Genomic DNA, 7,961 nt, shown 5'->3' on the forward strand with positions numbered 1-7,961 from the left:
CCTGTTGATCAGTGCGCTCAGAACGAGGCGATGACGGAGCCGTCGTACTTGTCCTCGATGAACTTCTTGACCTCGGCGGAGGTGAGGAGCTCGGCGAGCTTCTTCACGCGCGGGTCGTCCTCGTTGCCCTCCTTGACGGCGAGGAAGTTGCCGTACGGGTTGTCCTTGGCGGACTCCAGGACGAGGGCGTCCTTGGCGGGCGAGAGGTCGGCCTCGATGGCGTAGTTGCCGTTGATGACCGCGGCGTCGACGTCGTCCAGGGAGCGCGGGGTCTGGGCCGCCTCCAGCTCCTTGAACTTGAGGTTCTTGGGGTTCTTGGTGATGTCGGCAGGGGTCGCGTCGTTGCCCACGCCGTCCTTGAGCGTGATGATCCCGTTGGCGTCGAGCAGCTTGAGGGCACGGGCCTCGTTGACGCTGTCGTTCGGGACGGCGATCGTCGCGCCGCTCTTGAGGGCGTCGGCGCTCTTCACCTTGTTCGAGTAGAGGCCGAGCGGCTCCAGGTGGACCGTCACGACGGGCACGATGTGGGTGCCGTTCTTCTTGTTGAAGTCGTCGAGGTACGGCTGGTTCTGGAAGTAGTTGGCGCCCACCGAACCGTCCTCGGTCGCCGTGTTCGGCGTGACGTAGTCCGTGAACTCCTTGACCTCCAGGTCGAGGCCCGCCTTCTTCGCCAGGTTGTCCTTGACGTAGGTGAGGATCTCGGCGTGCGGGACGGGGCTCGCGGCGACGACCAGCGGGCCGCTGGTGTCGGAGGACGCGGAGGTGGAGTCCTCCGAGCCGCAGGCGGTGAGCCCGAAGGTGAGGGCGCCGGCGGCGAGGACTGCGGTGGTGAGCTTTACGGTGTTACGCACGAAAAGTGCCTTTCCTTTTGGGCGGAGCTGTCCCGTGATGGGGTGCACGGGAAATCTGAGGGGTTGTCTACGTGGGGCTCAGGCGGTGTTGCTCTCGGCCGTCGAGGCCTTCAGCAGCCGCAGCTTCGGTGCCGGACCGCCGCGTCCACCACGGCTGTGCAGCGAGCGGGCGGCGTAGTCGCCGGCGAACTGGATCAGTGAGATGACGACCGCGAGGATCGCGACGGTGATCCACATGAGCTCGGTCTCGAAGCGCTGGTAGCCGTAGCGGATGGCGATGTCGCCGAGGCCGCCGGCACCGACGGTGCCGGCCATCGCGGAGTAGCCGATGAGGGCGACGATCGTGGTCGTGGTGCTGGCGATCAGCGAGGGCAGCGACTCCGGTACGAGGACCTTGCGGACGATGGTCCAGGTGTTGCCGCCCATCGACTGCACGGCCTCCACGAGTCCGCCGTCCACTTCGCGGACCGCCGTCTCGACCAGGCGCGCGAAGAACGGGATGGCGCCGATGGCGAGCGGCACGATCGCGGCCTCGCGGCCGATGGTCGTGCCGGTGATGGAGCGGGTGAAGCCCATCAGCGCGACCATCAGGATGATGAAGGGCATCGAGCGGGCGACGTTCACGACCTGCCCGATGACCTTCTGCGCGACGACGTTCTGGAGCAGTCCGCCGCGGTCGGTGAGGACGAGGAGGATGCCGAGCGGGAGTCCGCCGACAACGGCGATGACGGTGGACCAGCCGACCATGTAGAGGGTGTCCCAACACGCCTGCTCCAGCAGGGGCTGCATCTCGGACCAGGTCACTTGGCACCTTCCTTCACCAGCAGGGGCTCCTGGCCCACGACGTCGATCTGGAGACCCTGTTCACGCAGGAAGCCGATCGGTACGACGTTGTCCTCGTAGCGGCCGGGCAGTTCGATGCGCATCCGGCCCACCTGGAGGCCGCCGACGGTGTCGATGGCGGCACCGAGGATCGAGATGTCGATGTTGTAGGTGCGCGACAGCTGGGAGATGACCGGCTGGGTCGCGGCCTCGCCGTGGAAGGTGACGTCGATGACGGTGCGGTCCTCGCCGGTGGCCTCGCCGCCGACCGGGAAGAGCGCGGTGGCCAGCTCGGAGCCGGGGGTGGCGAGCAGCTCGCTCACCGTGCCGGACTCGACGATGCGGCCGTTCTCCATGAGGGCGGCGGAGTCGCAGATCGACTTCACGACGTCCATCTCGTGGGTGATGAGGAGGACGGTGAGGCCGAGCTGGCGGTTCAGGTCGCGCAGCAGCTGGAGGATCGAGCGGGTGGTCTCCGGGTCGAGGGCGCTGGTGGCCTCGTCGGACAGGAGGACCTTGGGGTCGCCGGCCAGGGCGCGGGCGATGCCGACGCGCTGCTTCTGGCCGCCGGAGAGCTGGGCGGGGTAGGCCTTGGCCTTGTCGGACAGGCCGACGAGGTCGAGGAGTTCGAGCGCCTTGCGGGAGCGGTCCTTGCCGGATGTGCCGAGGATCTCCAGCGGCAGCTCGACGTTGTCCTGGACGGTCCGCGAGGACAGCAGGTTGAAGTGCTGGAAGACCATGCCGATACGGCTGCGGGCCTGCCGGAGTTCCTTGCCCGCCCGCGGACCGCGTCCGGCGAGGGCGGTGAGGTCCTGGCCGGCCACGGTGACCGTGCCGGCGGTGGGCTTCTCGAGCAGGTTGACGCAGCGGATGAGCGAGGACTTGCCGGCACCGGACTGGCCGATGACGCCGTAGACCTCGCCTTCGCGGACGTGGAGATCGACGCCGTCGAGGGCGGTGACCTCACGGCCGCGCGAGCGGTAGACCTTGGTCAGGCCCGTTGTGGTGATCACTGGGGTTTCCGTCACTGTCGGGTGCAGGGCGTGGGTGTGCCCTGGCGGGTGCATTCGGTCGGGAACGCGGCACGGTTCTCGTGCGGTGGCACAGGAGCCGGGGAGAACATGTGCGCGGGGCGGCGTCGGTCACGTACGGGATTCAGCGCACGGACATGCCACGGCGTCTCGCTTCGGGGCGCGAGCTCGGGGTGGTGCGGGGGCCCTCTAGAAGGCGCACATTCGACACATACAGCGAGCACCGGGCGTCATGGTCGCCTCGGTCGCAAGGGTGCGGCTGCTCGTCGTGGTCATGGAATCAGTAAAGCAGACGTACGGTCCTGACAAAGCGCCGCTGTCCGCATGCTGGACAGCGGCGGACAGGGTCAGGCGCGGACGGAGATCTCCACTCCGGCGCCGGTGACCAGTGCCGACAAGGCCGACAGGTTGTCGACGACGAGGTCCGCGTCGAGCTCGTGGGCCTGGTGGGTTGTGGCCAATGCCACGGTGGTCATCCCGGCGGCGCGACCGGCCCTGAGTCCTGCCGGGGCGTCCTCGAAGACGACACAGTGGGCCGGGTCGACGCCCAGGGCGCGGGCGGCGAGGAGGTACGGCTCGGGGTCGGGCTTGCCGCGGGTGACGTCCTCGGCGGCGACGAGGGTCTTGGGCAGGATGCCGACGGCGTCGAGCCGGGCCTCGGCCAGGCGCCGGGTGGCGGAGGTCACGACGGCCCAGCGGTCACCGGGCAGGGAGTCGAGGAACGCCTTCGTCCCCGGCAGCAGATGCACGCCCCCGTTGGGCACGTCCTCCACCTCCAGCTTCTCGATCCGCGCGACCGCCTCCGCCACGACCTCGGCCGGCAGCAGGTCGGCGGCTATCTCGGCAGCCGTCCGCCCGTGCAGCTCGACCCGCCCGAACTCCTCGGCCGTGATCCCGTACTCCCCGGCCCACTGCCGCCAGCAGCGGTCCACCGAGGCGAGGGAGGAGACGAGAGTGCCGTCGTTGTCGAAGAGCAGGGCTTGCGCGTGGATCGTCATGGTCCAGACCCTACGGGGGCCGCCGGGGCCCGCCGGACGGGGTCGGGGGCGAGGGCATCGGGGATTTCCGGGCGTAATAGGGTCGGCGCATGCTTGATGTCCTGACGCTTGTGACCGGCGTCGCCGCGCTGTTGCTCGCCGCGTGGTGCGGGTGGGCGGCCTATCGTGATGAGCCGACGAAGGACTGGCACTTCATCGGGATGGGTGTGGTGTCGCTGCTGGCGCTGGTGCAGCTGGTGGTGGGCATCGTGCAGCTGGCTCGGGGCGAGAAGCCGGAGCAGGGGACGACGATCTTCGTGGCGTATCTGCTGGGCGCGTTCGCGTGCGTCCCGGCCGCGGGGCTCATGTCGCTGTCGGAGCGGTCGAAGTGGGGCTCGGTGACGGCTGCCGCCGGCGCGGTCGTGCTGGCCGTTCTCGAGGTGCGGCTCTATGACATCTGGGGAGGCTGAGGTGACCGTGACGGAGGGCGAGTCGGCGAAGAACCGATTGGTCAGCGGTCCTGGCACGCTGCTGGTGTGGCTGTACGGCGTGATGGTCGTCGGTGCGGTGTCGCGCTCGATCTACCAGATCGCCACCGAGTACGACCGGGCACCGCTGGCCTACTCCCTGTCCGCCGTCGCGGGTCTGGTGTACGGCTTCATCACGTACACGCTGGTGCGCGGCGGGGAGACCGCCCGCAAGGCGGCGCTGGTGTGCTGCGCCGCCGAGCTGGTGGGTGTGCTGACGGTGGGCACCTGGACCCTGCTGGACCCGTCGGCGTTCCCCGACGCGACCGTCTGGTCCGACTACGGCATGGGGTATGTCTTCATCCCCGTACTGCTGCCGCTGTCGGCCATCTACTGGCTCCGTAAGGCGCGGACCGTCTGAAAGAGCTTCAGGCCGTCGCCGCGTAGGTGTCGGCCGGCTTCTCCAGGACGATCATCGGAACTCCGTCCGCGCCCTTGGACGTGCCGACCGCCTCGTAGCCCACCTTGCGGTAGAGGCGGAGGTTGCCCTCGCTGCGGTGGCCCGTGAAGAGGCGGAACCTGGTGGCGCCGCGCTCCTCGACCAGCGCCGATTCGGCCGCGCGCAGCAGTCGTGCGCCGATGCCGTGGCCCTGGAGCCGGGGGTGGACGCAGAGCTTGCCGATGGCGGCCGAGCCGTCCTCGGTGATGCGGCCCCGTACCGAGCCGACCACCTCCTCGCCGAGGCGGGCCACGAAGACGCAGTCCGCGGCGACCTCCTCACGGACCGAGTCCAGGGTCTGGACGAGCGGATCGATGCGGTAGTTGCCGTACAACGCCGCCTCGCTCTGGAAGCACAGGTACTGGAGCCTGAAGATCTGCTCCGCGTCCTGTTCGGTCGCCACCGAGATGGTCACGCTCATGCCCATGTGCGCACGCCTCCCGCTCACCTGATCGCCACTTCGTCCCTCACTCCTATCCCCGCGCTCCGCGGGCCGCAACCTCCGGTGTGAGCAATCGGCGAAGACAACCCAGGCATCTGGAACGTTCCGGACCGAGACTGCCCTGTGAGATACCCAACTCCCCCGCGATTTCCCGATAGGTGAGGTCCATCGGGGAGAGCAGCGCCTCCATCAGTCTCGGGCAGCGGCCGGGCAGACGGCGTACGGCATCACGCAGCGCCCGGCCGCGGGCCGCCGTGAGGGCGAGGTGTTCGGGGGTGCGGTCCACGTCGTCCACGGGCTCGGCCTCGTACGGCCGTTCGAGCCTGGTCGTACGGCGGGTACGGCGGGACTCCGCGCGGACGGCTCTGCGCAGCCAGCCCTGCGGGTCGGTCGGCGGGCCGTCGGTGTCGAGGCGTTCCAGGAGGCGGAGCCAGACCGCCTGTTCCAGGTCGCCCGGTTCGGTACCGGTGGCATGCGCCTCGGCGGAGGCCTCGGCGGTGAGCAGGGGGCGCAGGGTGGCCACGAGGTCGTGCGTCATATGCCTGACGACGCGGCCGCCCGGGCGGCGGGTTGCCCGGACGGCCCTTTGTCACCCCAACCGGGGTCTTACGCTCAGCCGTTGACGAAATCCTGGCGGGCCAGCAGACCGGTGTCCGGGTTGTCGGTGAAGACACCGTCGATGCCCGTGGCGAAGTACGCGCGGTAGGCGCCGAAGACATCGCCGTACGCGTCGGGGTCGGTGCCCTTGCGGAAGTTCGCGGGCAGGAACGGGTTCTCGTTGCGCATGGTGTACGGGTGCAGGAGCAGGCCCGCCTTGTGCGCGTCCGCGACGAGGGTGGTCGGCGTGGTGAGGTTGCCGTTCGCGTCCTTCGGGATGACCAGGTCCAGGGTCGGGCCGATGCCCTGGGCGTAGCCGGCGATCTCCTTGAGGCCCTTGGGCGTGATCAGGTCGGCGACCGTGCGCGGGTCGCCCGTCTCCACGAAGTCCCAGGGGCGGCTGGTCGCGGAGGAGAGCAGGACGACCAGCGGATTGCCGACCAGCTTGTTCAGCCGCTGGATGCTGGTGGGCTCGAAGGACTGGAGGATGACCGGCGCGTTCTTGCCGTCCTTGCCGTACTTGCGCAGCAGCTTCGCGACCCGCTCCTCCAGGCCCAGGCCCAGCTTGCGGAAGTACGTGGGGTGCTTGGTCTCGGGGTAGATCCAGACCTGCTTGCCGCGCTTGCGGGTCTGCTCGTCCTGCCACTTCAGGACCTCTTCGAAGGTGGGGATCTCCCAGCGGCCGTTGTAGAGGGTGTTGTGCGGACGGTTGGCCGGGATGCGCTCGATCGCGCGCAGGGTCTTCAGCTCGGCGAGTGTGAAGTCCTCGGTGAACCAGCCGGTGACGGAGACGCCGTCGAGGAGCTTGGTGGTCCTGCGCCCGGCGAACTCGGGGTGGTCCGCGACGTCCGTCGTGCCGCCGATCTCCGGCTCGTGACGGCAGACGATGTGACCGTCCTTGGTGGGCACCAGGTCGCCGGCCTCGACGACATGGGCGCCGAGGTCGAGGGCGAGCTGGTACGAGCCGAGGGTGTGCTCCGGCCGGTAGCCGCTGGCGCCCCGGTGGCCGATGATCGTCGGCACGGGCAGGCTCTTCACCCCTCCACCATGCCGCGCCTCGCCCGCTCTCGCCGTACCCGGCATTCCCAGGACCGCTCCGCCCGCACCGAGCACCGCGGCGCCCAGAAGGGCCCGCCGTCCGGTCCCGCCCGCCTGCTCGTCCGAGTTCTGCGTTCCCATGAGGGCCCTCCCTGCGTCGGCTCTTCAGTGCGGGCCGATCGTAGGTGCGTGTACATGACGGACGGGAGACCTCCGGCGGAACACGCGGGTGACGCTGAATGTCGTACCGAGGGTTTGAGTTGACGACTCATCAGAAGGGGTACGCGATGTGCGTCACATCATGGCCAACGGGTTACGGGCGGTACACCGTGCGCCACCGCAGGTAAACCAGCGTCAACAGTGCGTAAGACCTCGGTGAACCCGGTGAACCCGATGTGCGCGCGCACGGGGAGCGCGAGTATCGTCCTCACCTGCACAGACATATACCGATTCACTTGACACCGGAGGGTCCGTTGTCCCGCTTCGCGCTCATCAAGGCAGTGCTCGGACCGATCATGCGCCTGATGTTCCGCCCCCGGGTGGAGGGCGCGGAGCACATCCCGGGGGACGGTCCCGTGATCCTCGCCGGCAACCACCTCACGTTCATCGACTCGATGATCATGCCGCTGTTCTGCGACCGTCAGGTCTTCTTCATCGGCAAGGACGAGTACGTCACGGGCAAGGGCCTCAAGGGGCGGCTGATGGCCTGGTTCTTCACCGGCTGCGGCATGATCCCGGTCGACCGGGACGGCGGGCGCGGTGGTGTCGCGGCGCTGATGACGGGGCGCCGGGTGCTGGAGGAGGGCAAGGTCTTCAGCATCTACCCGGAGGGCACGCGGTCCCCCGACGGGCGGCTGTACCGGGGGCGCACGGGTATCGCACGGCTGGCCATGATGACCGGGGCGCCGGTGGTGCCGTTCGCCATCATCGGGACGGACAAGGTGCAGCCGGGTGGCGCGGGGTTCCCTCGGCCGGGGCGGGTCACCGTGCGGTTCGGTGAGGCGATGGAGTTCTCCCGGTACGAGGGGATGGACCGGGATCGGTATGTGCTGCGGGCGGTGACGGACTCCGTGATGACGGAGGTCATGCAGCTGTCGGGGCAGGAGTACGTGGACATGTACGCCACGAAGGCGAAAGCTGCCTACTGACTTCCTCGGGGTGTTGTCGGGGGTGGTGACGGGTGGTGATCCCTGCGGTAGGCCGGTGGTATGCGGTACGCGCAGGGTGGCGGGCTGAC

Annotated in this window: 10 protein-coding genes; 3 read left to right on the forward strand and 7 right to left on the reverse strand. The window is 68.9% G+C overall.

Going from position 1 to position 7,961, the window contains the following annotated elements:
- Nucleotides 1-17 precede the first annotated feature (17 nt).
- The 4 genes from ACFY0U_RS37480 to ACFY0U_RS37495 all read right to left on the reverse strand — a co-directional run bounded on the left by ACFY0U_RS37480 (nucleotide 18) and on the right by ACFY0U_RS37495 (nucleotide 3,702).
- Nucleotides 18-851: a MetQ/NlpA family ABC transporter substrate-binding protein gene (locus ACFY0U_RS37480; RefSeq protein WP_388643628.1), complete on the reverse strand. Its 834-nt coding sequence runs from the start codon at nucleotides 849-851 to the stop codon at nucleotides 18-20.
- Nucleotides 852-929: 78 nt separating this feature from the next.
- Nucleotides 930-1,655 carry a methionine ABC transporter permease gene (locus ACFY0U_RS37485; RefSeq protein WP_388643631.1) on the reverse strand — a complete coding sequence of 242 codons (726 nt, stop codon included), beginning with the start codon at nucleotides 1,653-1,655 and terminating at the stop codon, nucleotides 930-932.
- Nucleotides 1,652-2,686: a methionine ABC transporter ATP-binding protein gene (locus ACFY0U_RS37490; RefSeq protein ID WP_388643633.1), complete on the reverse strand. Its 1,035-nt coding sequence runs from the start codon at nucleotides 2,684-2,686 to the stop codon at nucleotides 1,652-1,654. The genes ACFY0U_RS37485 and ACFY0U_RS37490 overlap by 4 nt, the downstream gene beginning before the upstream one ends.
- 365 nt (nucleotides 2,687-3,051) lie before the next feature.
- Entirely contained in the window at nucleotides 3,052-3,702 is a 651-nt protein-coding gene (locus tag ACFY0U_RS37495) for an HAD family hydrolase (RefSeq protein WP_388643635.1), read from the reverse strand.
- A gap of 89 nt (nucleotides 3,703-3,791) precedes the next feature.
- On the opposite strand from ACFY0U_RS37495, the gene ACFY0U_RS37500 reads away from it, so the two are divergent.
- Together ACFY0U_RS37500 and ACFY0U_RS37505 are read left to right on the forward strand one after the other, a co-directional pair.
- Nucleotides 3,792-4,151 (forward strand): hypothetical protein, encoded by a 360-nt coding sequence (locus tag ACFY0U_RS37500; protein WP_388643637.1) that lies wholly within the window; start codon nucleotides 3,792-3,794, stop codon nucleotides 4,149-4,151.
- Entirely contained in the window at nucleotides 4,132-4,569 is a 438-nt protein-coding gene (locus tag ACFY0U_RS37505) for a hypothetical protein (protein ID WP_388643639.1), read from the forward strand. Before ACFY0U_RS37500 ends, ACFY0U_RS37505 begins: the two co-directional genes overlap by 20 nt.
- A gap of 7 nt (nucleotides 4,570-4,576) precedes the next feature.
- Here ACFY0U_RS37505 and ACFY0U_RS37510 read toward each other — a convergent pair whose 3' ends face one another.
- From ACFY0U_RS37510 to ACFY0U_RS37520, 3 genes are all read right to left on the reverse strand, one after another.
- Nucleotides 4,577-5,074 carry a GNAT family N-acetyltransferase gene (locus ACFY0U_RS37510; RefSeq protein ID WP_388643641.1) on the reverse strand — a complete coding sequence of 166 codons (498 nt, stop codon included), beginning with the start codon at nucleotides 5,072-5,074 and terminating at the stop codon, nucleotides 4,577-4,579.
- Nucleotides 5,075-5,120: 46 nt separating this feature from the next.
- Nucleotides 5,121-5,627 carry an RNA polymerase sigma factor gene (locus tag ACFY0U_RS37515; protein WP_388643643.1) on the reverse strand — a complete coding sequence of 169 codons (507 nt, stop codon included), beginning with the start codon at nucleotides 5,625-5,627 and terminating at the stop codon, nucleotides 5,121-5,123.
- 74 nt (nucleotides 5,628-5,701) lie between these two features.
- Nucleotides 5,702-6,865, reverse strand: coding sequence for a glycerophosphodiester phosphodiesterase (locus tag ACFY0U_RS37520; protein WP_388643646.1), 1,164 nt, complete (start codon nucleotides 6,863-6,865; stop codon nucleotides 5,702-5,704).
- 332 nt (nucleotides 6,866-7,197) lie between these two features.
- On the opposite strand from ACFY0U_RS37520, the gene ACFY0U_RS37525 reads away from it, so the two are divergent.
- Nucleotides 7,198-7,872: a lysophospholipid acyltransferase family protein gene (locus ACFY0U_RS37525; RefSeq protein WP_388643648.1), complete on the forward strand. Its 675-nt coding sequence runs from the start codon at nucleotides 7,198-7,200 to the stop codon at nucleotides 7,870-7,872.
- Nucleotides 7,873-7,961: the final 89 nt, after the last annotated feature.

It is taken from the genome of Streptomyces sp. NPDC001536, from assembly GCF_042894505.1.
GTDB lineage: Bacteria > Actinomycetota > Actinomycetes > Streptomycetales > Streptomycetaceae > Streptomyces.